We start from the raw sequence: 21875 nt of genomic DNA, 5'->3' as shown, positions 1-21875 counted from the left end.
TTTTTTCGCGCGCCCGCAAACGTCGCGCAACCAGAAGGGCCCACCACCGTGGAAACCGCCGTGATCGTCGCCATCGACGGCCCCTCCGGCACGGGCAAGTCCAGCACCTCCAAGGCCGTCGCGGCCAAGCTGGGCCTGCGCTACCTGGACACCGGTGCCCAGTACCGGGCGATCACCTGGTGGATGCTCACCAACGGGGTGGACGTCGAGGACCCGCAGGCCGTGGCCACGGCGGCCGGCAAGCCGGTCATCGTCTCGGGCACCGACCCGAACGCGCCCACGATCACCGTGGACGGACTGGACGCCTCCGGCCCGATCCGCACCCAGGAGGTCACCTCCCGCGTCAGCGCCGTGAGCGCCGTGCCGGAGGTGCGCGCCCTGATCACCGACCTCCAGCGCTCCATCGCGGCCGAGGCCGAGGGCGGCATCGTGGTCGAGGGCCGGGACATCGGCACGACCGTGCTGCCCGACGCCGACCTGAAGATCTTCCTCACCGCCTCCGCGGAGGCCCGTGCGGCCCGCCGCAGCGGGGAGCTGAAGGGCAAGGAGGCGACGGACCTCGCCGCCACCAAGGAGGCCCTGATCAAGCGGGACGCGGCCGACTCCGGCCGCAAGACCTCCCCGCTGGCCAAGGCCGACGACGCCGTCGAGGTGGACACCACCGAGCTGACCCTCGACCAGGTCATCGAGTGCGTGGTCACCCTCGTCGAGGAGAGGCAGAGCGCGACCGAAGACGTGGAGAAGCGGGCCGCGAAGTGAGTGAGACGCCCTCCCCGAAGGGGGCGGCGGTCGGACGGCGCATCGGCATCGGCCTGATGTACGGCCTCTGGCGCCCCCGGGTGCTCGGAGCCTGGAAGGTACCGGCCTCCGGCCCGGTCATCCTCGCCGTGAACCACTCCCACAACATCGACGGCCCGATGCTGATGGGCACCGCACCGCGCCCCGTGCACTTCCTGATCAAGCAGGAAGCGTTCACCGGCCCGCTCGACCCCTTCCTGCGGGGCATCGGGCAGGTCCCGGTGGACCGCTCGGGCACCGACCGCGCCGCGGTCACCCGGGCCCTGGCCGTCCTGGAGGGCGGCGGGGTGCTGGGGATCTTCCCGGAGGGCACCCGCGGCGAGGGCGACTTCGCCGCACTGCGCGGCGGGCTGGCGTACTTCGCCGTACGCTCCGGCGCTCCGATCGTGCCGGTCGCGGTGCTGGGCAGCGCCGAGCGGCGCGGCCGCCTGGTCAAGGCCCTGCCGCCCTTCCAGGGCCGCGTGGACGTCGTCTTCGGCGACGCCTTCGCGGCTCAGGAAGGCGTGCGCAGCTCGAATGAGGGTGGCGGCGGGTGGCGGGCGAGCGGGAGCGGCCGGCGCACCCGTACGGCCCTCGACGAGGCCACCGTACGCATCCAGCAGCGGCTGACCGCCCACCTGGACCACGCCAAGCGCCTCACCGGGCGCTAGGCGAGACTGAACGAGTAGTGGACCCGACTCCCCCTCCGGGACGGAGACGGCGCCGGGGCCCACCGATCACCACGAACGACGAGGAACGGACTTCATGAACGACCAGCACGACCACGGAGCGCTTGGCGACGCCGAGTACGCGGAGTTCATGGAGCTCGCGGCGGAAGAGGGTTTCGACCTCGAAGACGTCGAGGACGCGATCGGTGAGGCCGGACACGGCCCGCTGCCCGTCCTCGCCGTCGTCGGACGCCCGAACGTCGGCAAGTCGACCCTGGTGAACCGCATCATCGGCCGCCGCGAGGCCGTCGTCGAGGACAAGCCGGGCGTCACCCGCGACCGCGTCACCTACGAGGCCGAATGGGCCGGCCGCCGCTTCAAGGTCGTCGACACCGGCGGCTGGGAGCAGGACGTCCTCGGCATCGACGCGTCCGTGGCCGCCCAGGCCGAGTACGCCATCGAGGCCGCCGACGCCTGCGTGTTCGTCGTCGACTCCAAGGTGGGCGCGACGGACACCGACGAGGCCGTCGTCAAGCTGCTGCGCCGGGCCGGCAAGCCCGTCGTGCTGTGCGCCAACAAGGTGGACGGCCAGAGCGGCGAGGCCGACGCCACCGCCCTGTGGTCCCTCGGCCTCGGCATGCCCTACCCGGTCTCCTCGCTGCACGGCCGCGGCACCGGCGACCTGCTCGACGCCGTCCTGGAGGCGCTGCCCGAGGCCCCCGCGCAGAGCTTCGGCGGGAACACCGTCGGCGGCCCGCGCCGGATCGCCCTCATCGGCCGCCCGAACGTCGGCAAGTCCTCCCTGCTCAACAAGGTCGCGAAGGAGGAGCGGGTCGTCGTCAACGAGCTGGCCGGCACCACCCGCGACCCGGTCGACGAGCTGATCGAGCTCGGCGGGGTCACCTGGAAGTTCGTGGACACGGCGGGCATCCGCAAGCGCGTCCACCTCCAGCAGGGCGCCGACTACTACGCCTCCCTCCGCACGGCCGCGGCCGTGGAGAAGGCCGAGGTCGCGGTCATCCTGATCGACTCCACCGAGAGCATCAGCGTCCAGGACCAGCGCATCATCACCATGGCCGTCGAGGCCGGCCGCGCCGTGGTCATCGCCTACAACAAGTGGGACCAGCTCGACGAGGAGCGCCGCTACTACCTCGAGCGCGAGATCGAGACCGAGATGCAGCAGGTCTCCTGGGCCCCGCGGGTGAACGTCTCCGCGCTGACCGGCCGCCACATGGAGAAGCTGGTGCCGGCGATCGAGACCGCCCTCGCGGGCTGGGAGACGCGCGTCCCGACCGGCCGCCTCAACGCCTTCCTCGGCGAGATCGTCGCCGCCCACCCGCACCCGATCCGGGGCGGCAAGCAGCCGCGCATCCTGTTCGGCACCCAGGCCGGCACCAAGCCCCCGCGCTTCGTGCTCTTCTCCTCCGGCTTCCTGGAGCACGGCTACCGCCGCTTCGTCGAGCGCCGGCTGCGCGAGGAGTTCGGCTTCGAGGGCACCCCGATCCACATCTCGGTGCGGGTGCGCGAGAAGCGCAGCAAGAAGAAGTAGCGGCGGCAGCGGCGGCCCGGCGGGTCAGAACCCCCGCCGGGGAGCGGGCGGCAGCGCCGCCGGGACGTGCGTCCCGGTGTGGTGCGGCCGCCCGCTGCCGTGTGTGCCCACGGCGGCCGGGTAGCCGCCCGGCGGGACCGGCGCCGGCCGGCCCGGCAGGCCCGCGTACGAGGGGCCCCCGCTGTCCGGGACGGGCTGCCAGGGGTCGGAGGCGGTGCTCCAGGTGCCCGTCGGCTGCCACGAGCCCGTCGGCCAGGTGCCGGTGCCCCCGTACGTCCCGGTGTCCGCGCCGCCGGAGCTCCAGGACGCGGAGCCGTGGCCGTAGGAGCCGCCGTAGGAGCCGCCGTAGGAGCCGCCGTACGAGCTGCCGTACGTGCTCCCGTACGCCGGGCCGAAGGCGGTGAACCCGAGGTCCTCCTCGCCCGTCCGGTCGCCCGGCAGGGCCCGGAACGCCCGCATGTACTCCGAGTACAGCGCGTCGAAGATCGGCGTCTGCGAGGCGGCGGCGTGCGGCTCCCGGTCGTGCGGCGGGCGCATCGGCGGGATCTGGCCCGGGAACGGGCTCGGGAACGGCTGCGGGCGCGGAGCGTCGTATGCGTGCACGTACCTGCAACGAAACGCCCGCCCGACGGATGCGGGCGGGCGGGGCGAAAACGCAGATCGCCGGGGGTCTCCGGTCCTTCCCGGTGTACCCCCGGCGTGCGCCGATCGCGGCCGGGCGGCAGCCGCCCGGGCCGGTCAGGTCCCTGCGAGCGGCATCACCGCGGCCACCAGGAGCCCGTTGAGTGCCGCCTTGTCCAGCGCGTCCCGCAGCAGGTCCTCGCGCGGCTGCTGGCCGATGGAGCCGGCCGGGGCCGCGTACACCAGGACCTTCTGGGTGCGGTTGACGGCCGCACGCCAGCCGTCGGTGACCGCGAGGGCCTGGTGCGCCTGCCACCAGGCCACCGGGCTGCCGCCGTTCGGGCCCGGCTGCAGCACGGCGTGCAGCTGGCCCGCCGCCAGCAGGACGGACCAGCCGGGCAGGAGGGTGGGCAGGTTCGCCATGTCCGAGACCGGGATGAATCCCTGCTCGATCAGCAGCGGCAGGAAGTCGTCGCCGGGGCCGTCGCTGTCCGGCCGCGAGATGGCCGTGGTCGGCTCGACGACCAGCGCCGGGTGCAGTTCCCCGTCGATGAGCATCAGGCCGCTGGTGATGCCCAGCACGGCCTGGCCGCGGGCCGGCTGCGGGGCCCCCGCCGGTGCGGCCGCCGCCGGGGCGGCCTCGCCGGTGATGCTGGCCACGGCCCCCTGCAGCTGGTCCTCGGAGACCGCCACCACCTGGGAGGGGATGCACTTGGCGTGGGCGAAGGCCAGGACGGCGGTCTCGTCGCCGACGAACAGCACGGTGCTGGTCGGTTCCCGTTCGGAGTCGCCCGGGGTGCGGCAGGAGGTGCAGTCGTAGCTGCCCGGCGCGGTCTCGCCGGAGAGCAGCAGCTCGGCTTCTTCGTCGCCGATCTCGGCGCGTACGTCAGGGCTGACGTCGAGCATGCGCGACACGGGGTGACTCCTCGGACTAGGCGTGCGTGGGCCGGGCCGTTCCCGGCTCTGCGGGGCTCAACGGGGGAGCCGCGGCCGGGGTCACGCCCCTTTTGTGGGCAGTTGCAGCCGGGAGCCGGGGCGGCCGGGCGGGGCACTGCCCGTGCGCCGCCCGGGTGGGCCCGCCGGGGCCCCCGCGTGCCGCCGCGGGAAGCCTTCCGAGCGGTGCGTAGCGTGGCCCGATGGCTCACCTCCGGATGCGGTTTCCCGGCCCGGCGGCCGCGGCCCTGCTCACCCTCCTCCTGGCGGCCGGCCCCGCCGCCGCACGGGCCGCGGCCGCCCCGCCCCCGCCCTCGCCCGGCCCGGCCGGCACCCTCGTCACCCAGGCGGGCTCCGACGGCCGGATCGGCAGCGGGCCGGGGGACTGCGGCCCGGACGGGCAGTGGCCGTGGGACTGCGTCGCCGACTGCGAGTCCGGCGGCCGCTGGCACGTCAACACCGGCAACGGCTTCTACGGCGGCCTCCAGTTCGGGCAGCCCACCTGGCAGCGCTACGACGGGACCCGCTTCGCGCCGCGCGCCGACCTCGCCACCCGCGAGCAGCAGATCCTGGTCGCCGAGGACGTGCTCGGCACCCAGGGCTGGGAGGCCTGGCCGGTCTGCGCCCGGCGGTACGGGCTGGCCGGCCGGGCCCATGTGGTGCGGCCCGGGGACACCCTCGCCGCGCTCGCCCGCACGTACCGGATCCCCGGCGGCTGGCAGGAGCTGTACGTCCTCAACGCCGGGGTGATCGGGCCGCACCCGGGGCGGCTGGTGCCGGGGACCATGCTGGTCATCCCGAAGGAAGCGGCCGTCCCGCAGCGGCGGGTTCCACGGCCTCCCCGCTGAAGACGACCGCGCCCCGGCGCAGTTCGTGCACCAGCACGCCCGGGGCCCGCAGGGCGGCCGGCACCCGCTGCTCGGCCAGCACCACCGCCGCGCCCGCGGCGGCGAGCCCGGCCAGCAGGGCGTACGTACGCTCCGCGGGGCCGGCGGCCATGCCCTGCACCGGCTCGTCGACGAGGACCACGCGGGCGCCGCGGGCCAGCAGGGCCCGGGAGACCGCCAGCATCCGCTGCTCGCCGCCGGAGAGGGTGCCGGCCGTCCGGTGCAGCAGCGGGCGGAGTTCCGGGTAGCCGGCCAGGGCGGGCCCGAAGTCCCCGTCCGGCGCGGCGAGCCGCAGCTGCTCGGCCACCGGCAGCCGGCCGTACACCGCCCCCAGGTCCGGTACGAGGCACAGCCCGCGCCGGGCGCGTTCGTGGGCGCGCAGCCGGGTGACCTCGCGGCCGCGCCAGAAGACCGCGCCCGCGGCGAGCGGGACCGAGCCGGCGAGGGCGTGCAGGGCGGTGGTGCGGCCGGAGCCGTTGCGGCCGACGAGGACGGTGACGGCCGCCGCGGGCACCGGCAGGTCCACCCCGTGCAGGGCCTCCAGCGGGCCGTACCGCACGCGGGCCCCGTGGAGGGCCATCTCAAGGGCCATCGAGCACCCCCTGCGCCATCACGTGCACGGTGCCGGCGAGTTCGGCCACGAGGTCGAGGTCGTGCTCGACGAGGAGCAGGGCCAGGCCGTCGGCGGCCAGCGCCCGCAGGACCCGGGCGAGGGCGGCGGTCTCGGCGGAGTCCAGGCCCGCGGCCGGCTCGTCGAGCAGCAGCACCCGGGGGCCGCCCGCGAGGGCCCGGGCCAGCTCCACCCGGCGCAGCGTGCCGGTGGGCAGCCCGGCGGTGCGCGCGTACCGGACCGGGCCGTCGAGCCCGAAGAGCCGCAGGGCCCGTTCCACGGCGGCCGGGTCCCCGCGCCGGTACCCGTGCTCGGCCCCCACCCGTACGTTCTCCTCGACGGTCAGCGAGGAGAACACCGCCGGCTGCTGGAAGCTCCGCCCCACCCCGGACCGGGCCCGCGCGTACGGCGGCATGCCGGTCAGGTCCCGGCCGTCCAGGGTGATCCGCCCCGACCCGGTCCGCAGGCTGCCGCCGAGGGCGTGGAACAGGGTGGACTTCCCGGCCCCGTTCCCCCCGACCACCCCCGTCACCCGCCCGGCGGGCACCTCAAGACCGACCCCCCGCAGTGCCTCGTACCCGTCCGGATACCGCAGCCACAGCCCCTCGGCCCGCAGCACGACCGCCGGCCGGCCCCCGGACCGCGCTCCCGGCCCGAGCTCCGGCGCCGCCGACCCCGTCCCGGCCCCGGGCGCCGGGTGGCCCGTCCGGGCCGGGGCGGCGGGGGTGCGGTGTCCCGGCCCGGGCGGGCGCGGGGCGGTCGGGAGGAGGGCGCGCATTCGGGCCGGGAGGGCCCGCAGGGCCGGCGGCACCCGCCTTCCGAGCCTCCGCCCGACCCGGAGCCCGGGGCCGGCGCCCCGCCCAGGGTCGCCGAGGGTCGGCGCGGCGGGCGGGGCCGGGCGGGATGGGGGCTTCTTCCCGGGCGGAACGGCCTGCCCGGCCCGAGGGCCCTGGCCGGAGTGTCCCCGGCCGGGTGGGGACAGGGTGGAGGGGCGGTGGAAGGGGAGGGGCGGGAGGCGGCCGGTCAGGCAGGCCAGGATGCCGATGGCGGCCGCGGCCACGCCTCCGCGGGTGCCGGCGTCCAGGGCCACCAGGAGGGCGGCCGCCGCCACCGCGCCGAGCAGGCTGTCGTAGCCGACCACCGCCAGGGCGGCGAACCACAGCAGGCCGCGGACCGGGTCGAAGGCCTCGGGGTCGAAGGCCCGCACGCCGATCCCGAGCATCCCGCCGCCAAGTGCGGCCAGGGCGGCGCCCGTGGTGAACGCCAGGAGCTTCAGCCGGGGCACGGGCACCCCGGCGGCGGCCGCCGCCGGCTCGTGGTCGCGGAGGGCTGCCAGGGCCCGTCCGGTACGGCCGCGGCGCAGGGCGCCCACGGCGAGCAGCGCGGCGGCGAGGACGGCGAGTTCGAGGGCGTAGTACGCCCGGTCCCCGGCGAAGCCGGCCGGGCGGGACAGCTCCAGGCCGGCGGTCGCGTACGGCTGCACGAACACGAACCGGCTCACGGCCACCCCGAACGCCAGCGTCACCAGGGCCAGCGCAAGCCCCCGCCGGCGGATAGCCGGGTATCCGGCGGCCAGTCCGAGCGGGGCCACCAGGGCCGCCGCGCAGCCGAGGGCGGCGAGTCCCGGCAGCCCGGCCGCGGCCAGGTGGGCCGTGAACAGGGCGCCGAGCCCCGCGTACGCGGCCTGGCCCAGGGAGATCTGGCCGCCCCGCCCGGAGACCACCACGAGCGAGAGCAGCACCACCGCGAGCGCGGGCACCTGCACGGCGGTGTGCAGATCGCTCCCGCCGAAGCCGAACGGGAGCAGCAGCAGGACCCCGGCGACCACCCACCACACCGCCCCGCCGCCCGCCCACCGGGCCGCGGGCCCGCCTCCTCGACCAGCGCCCGCGGGCCCGCCGGGCCCGCCCGCCGTCCGGTCCGTGGTGGCCCACTGCACCGGCCACCGCCACTGCGGCCCGCGGCCCGCCCGCCGGGTCGCGGATCCGCCTGCCTGGCCTGCCCGGCCGACCGCGGATCCGCCGGGCTCGCCTGCCCGGCGGGTCGTGGGCTCGCCTGGCTCGTTCGCCGTCCGGTCCGCGGTGGCCCACCGCACCGGCCACCGCCACCGCGGACCTCCGCCCGTCCGCCGAACCGCGGGCCCGCCTGCCCGGCCGACCGCGGATCCGCCGAGCTCGCCTGCCCGCCCGGCCGCGGGCTCGCCCGGCTCGCTCGCCGTCCGGTCCGCGGGGGCCCAGTTCCCCGGCCGCCGCCGCGGCCCGCCGCCCGTCCGCCCGGTCGCGGATCCGCCCGCCTGGCCCGCCCGGTCGCCCGCGGGCCAGTCCGGCTCGCCTGCCCGCCCGGTCGTGGGCTCGCCCGGCCCGTTCGCCATCCGGTTCGTGGTGGCCCACCGCACCGGCCACCGCCACTGCGGCCCGCGGCCCGCTTGCCCGGCCGCTGGCCCGCCCGGCTCGCTCGCCGTCCGGGCCGTGGGGGCCCACCGCACCGGCCACCGCCACTGCGGCCCGCCGCCCGCCCGCCGGGCCGCTGGCCCGCCCGGCTCGTTCGCCGTCCGGTCCGTGGGGGCCCAGTGCCCCGGCCGCCATTGCGGCCCGTCGCCCGTGCGCCCGGTCGCGGCCCAGTCCGGCCCGTCTGCCCGGCTGGCCGCGGATCGGGCCGGCTCGCCTGCCTGCCCGGCTGCGGCCCGGCCCGGCTCGCTCGCCGTCCGGGCCGTGGGGGCCCACCGCACCGGACGCCGCCGCCGCGGCCCGCCGCCCGTCCGCCCGGTTGCGGATCCGCCCGCCTGGCCCGCCGGGTGGCCCGGGGGCCAGTCCGGCTCGCCTGCCCGCCCGGTCGCAGGCCCGTCCGCGGGCCCGCCCGGCGGCCGGTTCGTCGTGGGTGAGTGCCCCGGTCGGTACGCGGTCGCCCCGTGGCCCGGCCGGTCCGTGGGGGGCCGGTGTCGGGGCCGTCGCCAGCGCGGTGTGCCGCCGGGCCGGTTCGCGGGGCCGGGGGTCGTGGGCAGGGCTCCCAGGAGGGTTGCCGCCAGCAGGGCCACCACGAAGAGGTTCGCCGCCAGGGACTGGAGCAGGGGGTCCGCCCACCCCTGGGGGTGGAAGCGGGTCAGCTGGGCCTGTGCCACGCCCAGGCCCAGCGCCGCGGCCACCGCCACCGGGACGCTCCGCAGCCGGCCCAGCACGGCCACCGCCAGCACCTCCAGGACCAGCAGGGGCAGCCCGTACGGGTCCAGCCGGACGTACGGGGCGAGCAGCACGCCCGTCAGCCCCGCCGTGAAGCAGCCGAAGGCCCAGCCGGCGGCGGCCACCCGGTCCGCGTCGATGCCGCCGAGGGCGGCCAGCCGCCGGTTCTCCACCACCGCCCGCAGCTCACGCCCGAACCGGGTCCGCCGGTCCGCCCACAGCACCCCCGCCGTCAGCAGGAACACCGCCCCGAGCTGGGGCCACGGCTCGGTCCCGGGCAGGTCCGGCACGTCGGCCCGGGCCCCCGGCCCCCACACCAGGACCGCCCCGCCCACCAGCAGTACGAACACCCCGATCGTGGCCACGAGGGTGCGCTCCGGGCCCGCCTCCCGCACCGCGAGCGGGCGGAACACCACCCGGTCGAGCAGCAGCCCGGTGCCGGGCGCCACCAGGAGCAGGGCGAGGGCCGCCGCGGCCCACACCGGCAGCCCGCGGTCCACCGCCAGCCACCGGAACACGTACGCGCACACCATCGCCACCGCCCCGTGCGCCAGGTTGAGCACCCCCGTCGCCCGGTGGGTCACGATCAGCCCGATGCCGCTCAGCGCGGCCGCGCTGCCCACGGCCAGCCCGGCGAGGGTGAGCTCGTACGTCAGCCCGGCCATGCCGGCTCGCACACCGGGCACGGAGTGAGGGCGGAATCGCCGGCGGCCGGCACCGCGTCCGCCCGGCCGTCGACCAGCGGGCAGTCCGGCCGGTGCGCCAGGGTGCCCCCGGGCACGCGCAGCGGCGGACCGGAGGAGCGGGGGGCCGTCCCGCCCTCCGTGAACCCGCCCTCCGTGAACCCGCCCTCCATGGATCCGGTCGCCGCCTCCCTCGCCCCCGCCTCCCCGGCCGCCGGGCCCGGCCGCCAGGCGGCGGCCAGCAGCACCGCGCCGGCCACCAGCAGGGCCGCCCCCGGCACCGTGCACGAGGCCAGATAGGGCAGCTGGCGTTCGGCGAAGCGCTCGCCGGAGATCCCGTACCAGCCCGCCGCGCACAGCACCGCCCCGCCGGCCAGCGCGGTCACGGCCGCCCACAGGACCGGGCGCGGGGCGGGCTGCGTCGGAGCCGGCATCGGTGCTCCCCTCGGGCGGCGGAGGCGGGTGACACGGGCGGGCGGGCCCGGCGGGGCCCTGCTGCCGTTCCATTGCACTATGCCCTGATCGATTGCACTATGCCCTGGGGGGACAGACCCTGGAAGCACCGAGCCGCTCGGCTCGTACGGACACCCGGTGGTGAGCCAGATGGTCCTGGGCAGACACCCGCGCACCGCCGCCTGGGCGGCGGCCGCGGTCCTCGCACTCGCACCCGCCGCGGCGGGGTGCTCCGACGGCTCCGGCGACGGCGGCAACGCCCGCACCCCGGCCGCCTCCGTCCCGGCGCCGCCCGCCCCCGCACCCACCGTGCCCGCCGACCCCGCCGGGGCCGAAGCGCAGATCACGAAGAACTGGGCGGTCTTCTTCGACCCCAAGACCCCCACCGAAGAGCGGATCAAGGTGCTGGAGGACGGGGACGAACTCCGGCCCGTCCTCGCGGCCTTCGGCGCCGACCCGAACGCCGCCAAGACCTCGGCCAAGGTGACCGGCGTGGCCTTCACCTCGGCCACCGGCGCCGACGTCACGTACGACCTGCTCGTCGGCGGCACCCCCGCCCTGCCCGGCACCAACGGCACCGCGGTCTTCCAGGACTCGGTCTGGAAGGTCTCGAAGAAGACCCTCTGCGCGCTGGTCCAGCTCAGCGGCAATGCGGTGCCGGGCTGCTGAACGCCCGCTGCTCGCGGCGCTCCTGGGACTGCTCCTGGCCCTGAGCGCCGCCTGCGGCAGCCGGCTGCCCGAGAGCGCCTTCGGCCCCCGGACCCCCGAGCCCTCCGGCACCGCCCCGGCCGCGGCCCCCCTCCGCGTCGGGATCATCGCGAGCAGGACCAGCCCCGTCGGCGGCGAGGCCCTCTCGGGGCCCGGCGAGGGCGCCGCCGCCTGGTTCGCCGCGCTCAACGCCCGCGGCGGCATCGGCGGCCGGCGCGTCGAGGTGCACACCTGCGACGACGGCGGCAGCGGGATCGGCAACAACGAGTGCGTGCACGAACTCCTCGACGAGAAGAAGGTGTTCGCCCTCGTCGCCACCACCGCCCTCGACTACGCGGGCGCCCCGCTGGTCAGCCGGGCCGGCGTCCCCGACGTCGGCGGCCAGCCCATCGGCACCGCCTACGACACCTACCCGCACCTGTACGGCATCTACGGCAGCGACTCCCCGCGCGACGGCCGCCGCCCCGGCTGGAACGGCACCCTGTACGCCGGCACCGAGGTCTACCGCTTCTTCCGCAAGGCCCTCGGCGCCCGCACCGCCGCCGTGGTCTCCTACAACCAGGCCGCCTCCGCCGCGTACGCCCGCCAGCTCACCCGCGGCCTGGAGGCCGAGGGCTACCGGGTGGCCGGGGAACAGGTCGACTTCGCCCTGCCCAACTTCCGCGCCGTCGCCGCCGACCTGCGCGCCCGCGGCACCGAGCTCGTCTTCGACGCCCTCGACACCCACGGCAACGCCCGTCTGTGCGAGGCGCTGGACCGGGCCGGGGTGCACCTCGCCGCCAAGGTGACGAACGTACAGAACTGGAACGACGCCGTGGCCGCCGAGTACGCGCACGCGCCGGGCTGCCGCAACTCCCTCTGGGTGACCGGCTCCAGCCGCAACCACGCCGACGCGGCCGACCCGGCGGTGGCCGCCTTCCGCGCCGCGATGGTCCCGCGGCTCGGGGGCCGGCCGCTGTCCCAGTGGCAGCTGGAGGGCTGGGCCGCCGCCATGTGGTTCACCGACGCCGCCCGCTCCTGCGGCCGCGACCTCACTCGTCCGTGTGTCGAACGCTTCCTGGAGCGGGCCGAGCCCTACACCGCCCGCGGACTGCTGCTCCCGGTCTCCTTCCGGCCCGCCGCCCGGCCCCCGCACACCCGCCGGGCCTGCCTGTCCGCCGCCCGCTGGCAGGACGGCCGCGGCTGGGTCACCCAGGGCGGGGACATGACGGCCAACTGCGCCGAGGTGCCGCTGCTGCCCTACCGGCCCTGAGCCCGCGCGGCCCGGCCGGTCCCGGCGCGGGCCCCGGCCCCGCATCCGGCCCCGCCCGCGGCGGGGCCCGCGCCCGGCCCCCGCAGCGCAGCCGCCCGCCGGGAGCGGCCGCCGGGCCCTGGCAGACTCGGCGGCATGCTCGAGACCTCCGCACGACTGCTGCGCCTGCTCTCCCTCCTGCAGGCCCACCGCGAATGGACCGGTGCCGACCTCGCGGAACGCCTCGGTGTCACCCCGCGCACGGTCCGCCGGGACGTGGACCGGCTGCGGGAACTCGGCTATCCCGTCAACGCCAGCCCCGGCACCGGCGGCGGCTACCAGCTCGGCGCCGGGGCCGAGCTGCCCCCGCTGCTCCTCGACGACGAGGAGGCGGTCGCCGTCGCGGTCGGCCTGCGCACCGCCGCCGGCCACGGGGTCGAGGGCATCGGCGAGGCCTCCGTACGGGCCCTGGCCAAGCTGGAGCAGGTGCTGCCGGGCCGGCTGCGCCGCCGGGTCTCCGCCCTCAACGAGTTCACCGTGCCCATGCTCCGCCCCCGCGGGCGCTCGTCGGTGGACCCCGCGGTGCTCACCGAGCTGGCGGCCGTGTGCCGGGACGGCGAGCGGCTGCGGTTCGACTACCTGGACCACGGGGGCGCCGCCACCCGCCGGACCGTCGAGCCGCACCGGCTGGTGTGCACCGAGCACCGCTGGTACCTCGTCGCCTGGGACCTGGACCGGGAGGACTGGCGCACCTTCCGGGCCGACCGGATCGAACCGCGGCCCCCGCACGGCCCGCGCTTCCCGCCGCGCCGGCCGCCCGCCGAGGACCTCGCCGCGTACGTCTCCCGGGGGGTGGCGCAGCACGCGTACGCGGCGCAGGCCGTGCTGCGCCTGCACGTCCCGGCCGAGGAGGCGGCGCAGACCCTGAGCCCCTCCGACGGGGTGCTGGAACCCGTGGACGCGCACTCCTGCCTGCTGCGCACGGGGGCGGTCAGCCTGGACGTGATGGTGATCCACGTCCTGCTGGCCGGCTTCGAGTTCGAGGTGGTCGAGCCGGCCGAGCTGACCGACCGGATCAGGGCCGCGCGGGACCTGCTGGGGCGGGCGGTGGACCGGACGGCGGCCCGGACGGCGGCCCGGACGGCGGATCCGGCCGGGGGCCCGGCTGCGGACCGGCCGTCGGACCGGGCGCCGAGGGCGGAGCGTCCGGCAGTCCCGGAGTCCGCCATGCCGCGAACCCGGGATGGTGCAGGTCGAAGGCCGGGGACTCGGAGCGGATCCGCGGCAGGCTGACGAAGTTGTGCCGGGGCGGCGGGCAGGAGGTCGCCCACTCCAGCGAGCGCCCGTACCCCCAGGGGTCGTCCACCTCCACTCGCCGCCCGTGCCGGTGCGTGGTCCAGACGTTGTACAGGAACGGCAGGGTGGACACCCCGAGCAGGAAGGCGCCGATGGTGGACAGGGTGTTGAGCACGGTGAACCCGTCGGCCGCCAGGTAGTCGGCGTACCGGCGGGGCATGCCCTCGGCCCCCAGCCAGTGCTGGACGAGGAAGGTGGTGTGGAAGCCGGTGAAGAGGGTCCAGAACTGGATCTTGCCGAGGCGCTCGTCGAGGAGCTTGCCGGTGAACTTCGGCCACCAGAAGAAGAACCCGGCGAAGGTGGCGAAGACCACCGTCCCGAAGACCACGTAGTGGAAGTGCGCCACCACGAAGTACGAGTCGGTGACGTGGAAGTCCAGCGGCGGCGAGGCCAGGATCACCCCGGTCAGCCCGCCGAAGAGGAAGCTCACCAGGAAGCCGACGGCCCAGAGCATCGGGGTCTCGAAGGACAGGGAGCCCTTGAGCATGGTCCCGGTCCAGTTGAAGAACTTCACCCCGGTCGGCACGGCGATGAGGAAGGACAGGAAGGAGAAGAACGGCAGCAGCACCGCCCCGGTCGCGAACATGTGGTGGGCCCAGACGACCACGGACAGCCCGGTGATGGCCATGGTGGCCGCGACCAGCGGCAGGTAGCCGAACACGGGCTTGCGGGAGAAGACCGGCAGGATCTCCGTGACGATCCCGAAGAACGGCAGGGCGATGATGTAGACCTCGGGGTGCCCGAAGAACCAGAACAGGTGCTGCCACAGCAGGGCCCCGCCGTTCTGCGGCTGGAAGACGAGCGATCCGGCCCGCCGGTCCGCCTCCAGGACGAGCAGGGCGGCGGCGAGCACCGGAAAGGCGAACAGCACCAGGACCGAGGTGAAGAGCACGTTCCAGGTGAAGACCGGGAGCCGGAACATGGTCATTCCCGGAGCGCGCATTCCGATGATCGTGGTCACGAAGTTCACGGCGCCCAGGATGGTTCCGAATCCCGAGAGCGCGAGCCCCATGATCCACATGTCCGCGCCGATTCCGGGGGTGCGCTCCAGGCTGTTGAGCGGGGCGTACGCGAACCAGCCGAAGCTCGCGGGGCCGGTCGGGGTGAGCAGCGATCCGAGGACGATGAGCCCGCCGAAGAGGAATAGCCAGTACGACAGCATGTTCAGGCGGGGGAAGGCCACGTCGGGCGAGCCGATCTGCAGCGGCATGATCTCGTTGGCGAACCCCGCGAAGGTCGGGGTGGCGAAGAGCAGCAGCATGATCGTGCCGTGCAGGGTGAACGCCTGGTTGAACTGGTCGTTGGAAATCAGCTGGAGTCCGGGCCGGGCCAGCTCCGCCCGCATCAGCAGGGCCATCGCGCCCGCGATCAGGAAGAAGACGAACGAGGTCGCCAGATAGAGGTGGCCGATCTTCTTGTGGTCGGTGGTGGTCAGCCAGTCGACCAGGATCCGGCCGGGGCTGCGGGTGCGTACCGGCCCCGGAAGGGCCGCGGCGGTCTCCGTTCCCACGGGGTCCCCTCGCTGTCCGTCGTGCTGCGGATCGGGCTTCGGGCCCGATGCTCGCAGCCGTACGGGGCCGGACGCGGGCGGACGCGCCAGCCTCCCGTGCGGGGTGCGCCGTCCGGGTGACGTTGTGAAGGAACCGTGGGGTTTTCCACGCCGCATCAGTTCCGTTTCCCCGGGCGGAGAAGGGAAAGCCGAAGGGGAAAGGGCGTACGGCCGGTGGAATTCCCGGGGCGTTCGGAATGCTGGGCGGGCGGCCGGTAAAAAGGATTTCCGGGGCCCGCGAAACGGCCGGTACGAGTGAATGTCCGGCGGCAAACGCCTGTTGATGATCTGTGACACAAGCGTGACCCGGGATGGACCAAAGTGCGGGAGTGCGGTGCATCCTGCGCCCGGTCCGGGCCCGGACGCGCGACCGCCGCGGGCCCCGGGGGAGACCCGGGTCCGCGGCGGTGGTGCGGGGTGGTCGTGCGTACCGTCCCCGCGGGGGTTGCTGCCGTCAGCCGCCCGCGACGGGGCGGGCCGAGGGGTTGCGGGCGGCACGCTCGGCGTGCGCCGGGCGGCGGCTGCCCGCCGGGGTGACCGGGGTCCGCTCGGAGCGGATCAGGTGCGGCCGGGCCGCGGTGAGGTGCGGTCCGCCCCGGCCGGGCGAGCCGTGGCCGGCCACGGCCGCCGCGGGCTGGAGCACGGACTCGTCCCCGTCGCCCGCCGTGACCCGCTGGGCGAACACCGTGGCGCGGGCCGCGAACGGGGTGACCGGGACCGGCTCCCCGAACGGCACGCGGGCCTTGCGGGCCCGCAGCCGGGCGCGCGCCTCGAAGACGAAGGCCTCGGTACGGGCGATCAGCGGCTCGAACCAGGGCAGCGCCAGCAGGATCAGCAGGCCCGCGGCCCAGCCGAGCAGCACGTCGCTCACCCAGTGGGTGCCGAGGTAGACGGTGGTGGCGCCGACGCTGAGCGCGACGACCGCGGAGAGCACCGACAGGTTGCGCCGGGTGCGCACGGTCGAGGCCAGGTAGGCGAGGATGCCCCAGGTCACCACGGCGTTCGCGGTGTGGCCGGAAGGGAATATATCGCCGCCGGCGAAGAGTTCGGCGGAGCCGATCTCGGTGGCGTAGTGCGGACCGAGCCGCCCGAGACCGAGCTTGACCGCGCCCACCGTGACGTTCAGCAGGAGCAGGGCCACCCCGAGGGTGATCAGCGGGCGCAGCGTGTGCTGCCGCCACGAGCGCCAGCCGAGCCAGGCCGCGACCATCACGGCGGTGGGTCCGCGCTGCCCGAGCACGACCAGGTAGTCGAGGAAGGCGTGCAGCTGCGGCCACTGCTCGTAGGGCCGCCAGAACATGATCTGCCAGTCCAGGCGCACCAGCCACGAGGTGGTCAGCACGGCGACGACGATCGCGAGGTAGAACGCGAGCGTGGCGCCGAAGAGCACCACGCGGTGCCGGCTCATCCGCGGTACTTGCAGATGAGCCGGTCGTTCGGGTTCACGGTCCAGGCGGGCGAAGACCCGCTCCAGACGGGTGAAGATTTGATCGGTACGCACTCAATCGACGTTACCGCGCGTGCGTGCGGGACCCGGCCGAAACGCTGGGTTTGTGATGACCATGTGATGTGGAGTTGGTCTCACGCGGGCCTTTATTCCCCGGAATCCGCGGGGCCTTCGGCCCGCTCTGCACCGGACTTCGAGAATTTCCCGGGAAACGCGACCGGTCTTTGGGGAAGACCTGGAAATCTCTTTACCGGGGGTATTCGGAATTTATCGCTCCGTGATCCGCGGGCCCGAGGGCGGCCACGGCCTACGGCGGGCCGGAGCCGTTCAGCCAGAACGCCCCGTAGACCGCCGAGCCCGCGGCCGCCGCGGCCAGCACCCAGGCCGCCCGCCCGGTCCGCCACCGGGCCAGCGCCACGGCCGCGGGGAAGAACAGCGGGAACGCCGGCAGCAGCAGCCGCGGCTTCGAACCGAAGTAGCCGGAGGCGCACAGCGCCAGCGCCACCACGATCCCCGTGTACACCAGCAGCGCCGCGGGCTGCTGCTGCCGTACGCACAGCCGGTACAGCCACAGCACCAGCAGCACCCCGGCGATCAGCCCCAGTCCCGCCGCGAAGGCCGGCGAGGCCAGCCGCTCCCCGATGAAGCGGGCGAAGGCCCAGCCGAAGTCGAAGCCGTTGCCCCACCCGGCCTGCACCTCCAGGTAGCCCAGCACCCCCTTGCCGGTGTGCGCCCCCACCCACAGCACGTACCCGGCCGCGCCCAGCGGAGCCAGCAGCATCCCGGCCGGCAGCCGCCGGGTCCGCTCCCCGCGCCGCCACGCCAGGACGGCCGCCACCCAGACCGCGGCCACCACGGCCGCCCCCACCGGCCGGGTCAGCCCCGCGGCCGAGGCCAGCAGCCCCGCCGCCACCCACCGCCCGGACAGGGCGCAGTACAGCGCCCAGGCCGCCAGCGCCGTGAACAGGGACTCGCTGTAGGCCATCGACTGCACGATCCCGACCGGCAGCGCCGCCCACACCACCGCGGCGCACACCCCCGCGCGCCGCCCGTACAGCCGGTCGGCCACCGCGAAGATCCCCCAGGCCGCCCCGAGCGAGGCGGTCCACGCGACCACCAGCCCCGCCGAGCCGTGGGAGAGCCCGGTGACCGCCGACACCGCCCGCTCCAGCCAGGGCAGCAGGGGGAAGAAGGCCAGGTTCGAATGCACGTCGCCGTTGGGAAGGACCACCTCGTACCCGTAGCCCCCGCCGGCGACCCGCGCGTACCAGAGCGAGTCCCAGCGGGCGGAGAGCAGGGTGTGCGGGCTGCTGCCCGCGGCCGCGCCCCACACCGCGAGCACCGCGAGCCCCAGGGCGCGGACGGCGGCGAAGCCCAGCAGGGCCGGCGCGGCCCGGCGCGGCGAGGGCGGTGCGGGCGGTGTCGGCGGATGCGGCGGGGCGGATGGAGCAAGATCGGTCACATGCATGATTATCGGTGGGAGCGGGCCGCAGCCACGGACCGTGACCGGTCGTGCGCACGGGGGGAGGCGAGTGGTGTACGCCACACCCCGGCGGCCGAAGGGGTGAGAGCTTGACCACGTGAAGCGCACACGAACTCGCGTACGCTGACGATTCCTCGCGTGCCGGTCCCGGACCCCGTAGGACGCCGCCCATTCCCGTGTCGCGGCAGAACGTCAATGCCGGTCCGCCGAGTGCGAGGGATCACGTGGGAGGTACATGCATGTCAGGGACGAACACGGCCCCAATGCGCCGGAGCACTCCCTGGCAGCGGCTGGTCTCGGCCGCGGGCGGCGCCAATCGCTGGGTCGTCCTGGTCGTCCTGTGCATCAGCCTCGTGCTCGTCGCCCTCGACGCGACGATCCTGCACGTGGCCGTCCCCGCCGTCACCGCCGACCTGCGCCCCGGCTCCATCGAGCTGCTGTGGATCGTGGACGCTTACCCCCTGGTCTGCGCCGCGCTGCTGATCCTCTTCGGCACCCTCGGCGACCGGGTCGGCCGCCGCCGGATCCTGCTCATCGGCTACGCCCTCTTCGGCGCGGCCTCCGCCATCGCCGCCCTCGCGGCCGACGCGCAGGTGCTCATCGCCGCCCGGGTGCTGCTCGGCATCGGCGGGGCGATGATCATGCCGGCCACCCTGTCGATCATCCGCCAGGTCTTCCCCGACCGGCGCGAGCGGGCCGTGGCCATCGGCATCTGGACCGCCGTCGCCGCCGTCGGCGCGGCCACCGGCCCGGTGCTCGGCGGCTTCCTCGTCGAGAACTTCTGGTGGGGCTCGGTCTTCCTCATCAACATCCCGCTGATGGCCCTGCTGCTGCCCGCCGCCCGCTGGCTGCTGCCCGAATCCCGGGGCGCGGCGGACGGGCCCTGGGACGTGCTGGGCGCCCTGACGGCCGCCGCGGGCGTGCTCGGCGTGGTGCTCGGGGTCAAGCGGGCCGGCGCCCACCAGAGCTTCCTGGACGCCGGGGCCCTCGCCCCGCTGCTGCTGGGCACCCTCCTCCTGGTCCTCTTCGTCCGGCGGCAGAAGCGGCGCGCGCACCCCCTGATCGACATCGGGATGTTCGGGCGCGCCACCTTCTCCACCTCCGTCGGCTGCATCGTGCTCGCCATGCTGGCCCTGGTCGGACTGGAGCTCATCGCCGTCCAGTACCTCCAGCTGGTGCTCGGCCTGAGCCCGCTGGAGACCGGCCTGCGGCTGCTCCCGCTCACCTTCGCCGCCATGGCCGCCGGGGTCCTCGGCTCGTGGACCCTGCACCGCATCGGGCCGCGGCTGATGGTCTCGCTCGGGTTCACCCTCACCGCCCTCGCGGTCCTGCTGCTGACCCTCATGGGCCAGCACGACCGGCCCGCGCTGCTCACCGCCGGCTTCGTCCTGCTCGGCTTCGGCCTGCAGACCACCCTCTTCGGCGCCTACGAGTCGATGCTCAGCGAGGCCCCGGTCCAGCAGGCGGGCGGGGCCGCGGCCATCGGCGAGACCTCGTACCAGTTCGGCGCCGGCATGGGCATCGCCCTCCTCGGCAGCGTCATGAACGCCGCCTACGCCCCGGGCCTGCGCGGCGTTCCCGGGGTCTCGGCCGCCGACAGCGCCGGCGCGGCGCACTCCCTCGGCGAGGCGTACGAGATCGCCGCCGGGCTCGGCGGCCCCGCGGGCCGCGCCCTGCACGCGGCGGCCCGGCAGGCCTTCGTCCAGGGCCTGCACGTGACCCTGCTCGTCAGCGCCGGGCTGCTGCTGCTCGGGGCGGTGGCCGCGCTGCGGCTGCCCCGCGTCATGGACTGCTCCCAGGCCCCGGAGGAGGCGGCCGCCGCGGCGCCCCGGGCGGTGCCGGAGGGCGGGCAGCCCGCCCCGCGGGCGGGGGAGATCGCCCTCCCCGCGCAGGCGGCGTCGAGCCCGGCCGGTCCGGCGGGCACCGCTCCGGCGGGCGCCGGTCCGCGGGCCAAGGTGCCGGCCCCGGCGCGGCGCGGTGCGGCCGCGGGGGCCCGGTCTGGACGCGCGGCACACTGAGCCGTAACGTCGGCACCGAAGCCAGAAACTTACACTGCTAGTTTTCGTGTGCCGCCGGGAGGCCCCGCCGTGTCTTCTTCGTCCATGCCGGCTTTCGACCCCGCCGATCCGCTCGGCCTCGACGACCTGCTCAGCCCCGAGGACCTCGCCGTCCGCGACACCGTCCGCAGCTGGGCCGCCGACCGCGTGCTCCCGCACGTCGCCGAGTGGTACGAGACGGGCGAGCTGCCCGTCATCCGCGAGCTGGCCCGGGAGCTGGGCTCCATCGGCGCCCTCGGCATGTCCCTGGAGGGGTACGGCTGCGCCGGCGCGAGCAACGTCCAGTACGGCCTGGCCTGCCTGGAGCTGGAGGCCGCCGACTCCGGCATCCGCTCCCTGGTCTCCGTACAGGGCTCGCTCGCCATGTACGCCATCCACCGCTACGGCTCCGAGGAGCAGAAGCAGCGCTGGCTGCCCGGCATGGCGGCCGGCGAACTGATCGGCTGCTTCGGCCTGACCGAGCCCGACGTCGGCTCCGACCCCGCGGCCATGCGCACGTACGCCAAGAAGGACGGCGCCGACTGGGTGCTGACCGGCCGCAAGATGTGGATCACCAACGGCTCGGTGGCCGCCGTGGCCGTGGTCTGGGCGCAGACCGAGGACGGGGTCCGCGGGTTCGTCGTGCCCACCGGCAGCCCCGGGTTCTCGGCCCCCGAGATCAAGCACAAGTGGTCGCTGCGCGCCTCGGTCACCAGCGAGCTGGTCATGGACGAGGTGCGGCTGCCCGCCGACGCCGTACTGCCGGGCGTCACCGGCCTCAAGGGCCCGCTCAGCTGCCTCAGCCACGCCCGGTACGGGATCGTGTGGGGGGCGATGGGCGCGGCGCGCGCCAGCTTCGAGGCGGCCCTCGGCTACGCGAAGAGCCGCGAGCAGTTCGGCAGGCCGATCGGCGGCTTCCAGCTGACCCAGGCCAAGCTGGCCGACATGGCGGTCGAACTCCACAAGGGCGTCCTGCTGGCCCACCACCTGGGCCGCCGCATGGACGCGGGACGGCTGCGGCCGGAGCAGGTCAGCTTCGGCAAGCTCAACAACGTGCGCGAGGCGATCGAGATCTGCCGCACGTCGCGCACGATCCTCGGGGCGAACGGGATCTCCCTCGAGTACCCGGTGATGCGGCACGCGACCAACCTGGAGTCGGTCCTCACCTACGAGGGCACCGTCGAGATGCACCAGCTCGTGCTGGGCAAGGCGCTCACCGGCCTCGACGCCTTCCGGTGAGCACCCCGCTCAGCTCTGGTTGAAGAAGCCGTCCTGGCCGCGGTGCCCGTTCTCGCTGACGATCTGGGTGTCGGCCGGGGTCAGCAGGAAGACCCTGGTCGCCACCCGCTCGATCGAGCCGCGCAGGCCGAAGGTGAGGCCGGCGGCGAAGTCGACCACGCGCTTGGCGTCGGTCGGGTCCATGGAGGAGAGGTTGACGATGACCGGGACCCCGTCCCGGAACAGCTCGCCGATGCCGCGGGCGTCGCGGAAGCCGTCCGGGGTGACCGTGGCGATCCGGCGGCCGCGCTCGACGGCCGAGTCCGTGGCCACCCGCACCCGGGGGTCGGTGACCCACGGGTCGGACTGCGCGCCCGGGGCAGCCTCCGCGTACTCGTCGTCGTAGTACCGCTCGTCGTCGCTGTCCTCGACGAGACCCAGCCAGGCACTGGCCTTGCGCACCGAACCCATGGACGCCTCCTTTCACCGC

General features: G+C 75.5%; 17 protein-coding genes and 1 pseudogene. 9 read left to right on the top strand and 9 right to left on the bottom strand.

Annotated features, from left to right (window positions below; genetic code table 11):
- The first annotated feature begins 48 nt into the window (after positions 1-48).
- From cmk to der, 3 genes are all read left to right on the top strand, one after another.
- Positions 49-759: a (d)CMP kinase gene (gene cmk, locus ACZ407_RS11415; protein ID WP_468127524.1), complete on the top strand. Its 711-nt coding sequence runs from the start codon at positions 49-51 to the stop codon at positions 757-759.
- Between the two features lie 56 nt (positions 760-815).
- Positions 816-1448, top strand: a complete 633-nt coding sequence (locus ACZ407_RS11410) for a lysophospholipid acyltransferase family protein (protein WP_468127597.1) — start codon at positions 816-818, stop codon at positions 1446-1448.
- Between the two features lie 94 nt (positions 1449-1542).
- Positions 1543-2994 (top strand): ribosome biogenesis GTPase Der, encoded by a 1452-nt coding sequence (der, locus tag ACZ407_RS11405; RefSeq protein ID WP_468127523.1) that lies wholly within the window; start codon positions 1543-1545, stop codon positions 2992-2994.
- Between the two features lie 24 nt (positions 2995-3018).
- Here the strand turns inward: der and ACZ407_RS11400 are convergent, their stop codons facing one another.
- On the bottom strand, positions 3019-3597 hold the full coding sequence (locus tag ACZ407_RS11400; RefSeq protein ID WP_468127521.1) for a hypothetical protein: 579 nt from the start codon (positions 3595-3597) through the stop codon (positions 3019-3021).
- Positions 3598-3732: 135 nt separating this feature from the next.
- Positions 3733-4521 carry a hypothetical protein gene (locus ACZ407_RS11395; RefSeq protein WP_468127595.1) on the bottom strand — a complete coding sequence of 263 codons (789 nt, stop codon included), beginning with the start codon at positions 4519-4521 and terminating at the stop codon, positions 3733-3735.
- Positions 4522-4751: 230 nt separating this feature from the next.
- Here ACZ407_RS11395 and ACZ407_RS11390 point away from each other — a divergent pair, with 230 nt between their 5' ends.
- Complete coding sequence (locus tag ACZ407_RS11390) at positions 4752-5396, top strand: transglycosylase family protein (protein WP_468127520.1); 645 nt, start codon at positions 4752-4754, stop codon at positions 5394-5396.
- Here the strand turns inward: ACZ407_RS11390 and ACZ407_RS11385 are convergent.
- The 3 genes from ACZ407_RS11385 to ACZ407_RS11375 are packed head-to-tail and all read right to left on the bottom strand — an operon-like array spanning position 5341 to position 10338.
- A complete protein-coding gene (locus ACZ407_RS11385; protein WP_468127518.1) occupies positions 5341-6027 on the bottom strand; it encodes an ATP-binding cassette domain-containing protein in 687 nt (228 codons plus the stop codon). The two genes, ACZ407_RS11390 and ACZ407_RS11385, sit on opposite strands and share 56 nt — an antisense overlap.
- Positions 6017-9886, bottom strand: coding sequence for an ABC transporter permease subunit (locus ACZ407_RS11380; protein ID WP_468127593.1), 3870 nt, complete (start codon positions 9884-9886; stop codon positions 6017-6019). Before ACZ407_RS11380 ends, ACZ407_RS11385 begins: the two co-directional genes overlap by 11 nt.
- A complete protein-coding gene (locus ACZ407_RS11375; RefSeq protein WP_468127516.1) occupies positions 9874-10338 on the bottom strand; it encodes a hypothetical protein in 465 nt (154 codons plus the stop codon). The genes ACZ407_RS11380 and ACZ407_RS11375 overlap by 13 nt, the downstream gene beginning before the upstream one ends.
- A 157-nt stretch (positions 10339-10495) precedes the next feature.
- On the opposite strand from ACZ407_RS11375, the gene ACZ407_RS11370 reads away from it, so the two are divergent.
- From ACZ407_RS11370 to ACZ407_RS11360, 3 genes are all read left to right on the top strand, one after another.
- Complete coding sequence (locus tag ACZ407_RS11370) at positions 10496-11026, top strand: MTB12 C-terminal domain-containing protein (RefSeq protein WP_468127515.1); 531 nt, start codon at positions 10496-10498, stop codon at positions 11024-11026.
- The gene (locus ACZ407_RS11365; protein ID WP_468127513.1) at positions 11007-12317 is read left to right on the top strand and encodes an ABC transporter substrate-binding protein; all 1311 of its coding nucleotides are present in this window, start codon (positions 11007-11009) and stop codon (positions 12315-12317) included. The genes ACZ407_RS11370 and ACZ407_RS11365 overlap by 20 nt, the downstream gene beginning before the upstream one ends.
- A gap of 135 nt (positions 12318-12452) precedes the next feature.
- Positions 12453-13589, top strand: a complete 1137-nt coding sequence (locus tag ACZ407_RS11360) for a helix-turn-helix transcriptional regulator (protein WP_468127511.1) — start codon at positions 12453-12455, stop codon at positions 13587-13589.
- Positions 13590-13593: 4 nt separating this feature from the next.
- Here ACZ407_RS11360 and ctaD read toward each other — a convergent pair.
- The 3 genes and pseudogenes from ctaD to ACZ407_RS11345 all read right to left on the bottom strand — a co-directional run.
- Positions 13594-15318 (bottom strand): annotated as a pseudogene (gene ctaD / locus ACZ407_RS11355) (aa3-type cytochrome oxidase subunit I); the annotation flags it as partial.
- A gap of 337 nt (positions 15319-15655) precedes the next feature.
- Positions 15656-16702, bottom strand: a complete 1047-nt coding sequence (locus ACZ407_RS11350) for a phosphatase PAP2 family protein (RefSeq protein WP_468127509.1) — start codon at positions 16700-16702, stop codon at positions 15656-15658.
- A gap of 253 nt (positions 16703-16955) precedes the next feature.
- Positions 16956-18116: a hypothetical protein gene (locus ACZ407_RS11345; protein ID WP_468127508.1), complete on the bottom strand. Its 1161-nt coding sequence runs from the start codon at positions 18114-18116 to the stop codon at positions 16956-16958.
- 254 nt (positions 18117-18370) lie between these two features.
- Here ACZ407_RS11345 and ACZ407_RS11340 point away from each other — a divergent pair, with 254 nt between their 5' ends.
- On the top strand, positions 18371-20149 hold the full coding sequence (locus ACZ407_RS11340; protein ID WP_468127506.1) for an MFS transporter: 1779 nt from the start codon (positions 18371-18373) through the stop codon (positions 20147-20149).
- A gap of 84 nt (positions 20150-20233) precedes the next feature.
- Positions 20234-21406 carry an acyl-CoA dehydrogenase family protein gene (locus tag ACZ407_RS11335; RefSeq protein ID WP_468127504.1) on the top strand — a complete coding sequence of 391 codons (1173 nt, stop codon included), beginning with the start codon at positions 20234-20236 and terminating at the stop codon, positions 21404-21406.
- 9 nt (positions 21407-21415) lie between these two features.
- On the opposite strand, the gene ACZ407_RS11330 is transcribed toward ACZ407_RS11335, so the two are convergent.
- The gene (locus ACZ407_RS11330; RefSeq protein ID WP_468127502.1) at positions 21416-21856 is read right to left on the bottom strand and encodes a cell division protein SepF; all 441 of its coding nucleotides are present in this window, start codon (positions 21854-21856) and stop codon (positions 21416-21418) included.
- Between the last annotated feature and the right edge of the window lie 19 nt (positions 21857-21875).

The sequence above is a fragment of the Streptomyces sp. NPDC030809 genome (genome assembly GCF_055572195.1).
This window is presented reverse-complemented; position numbering and strand designations above follow the sequence as displayed.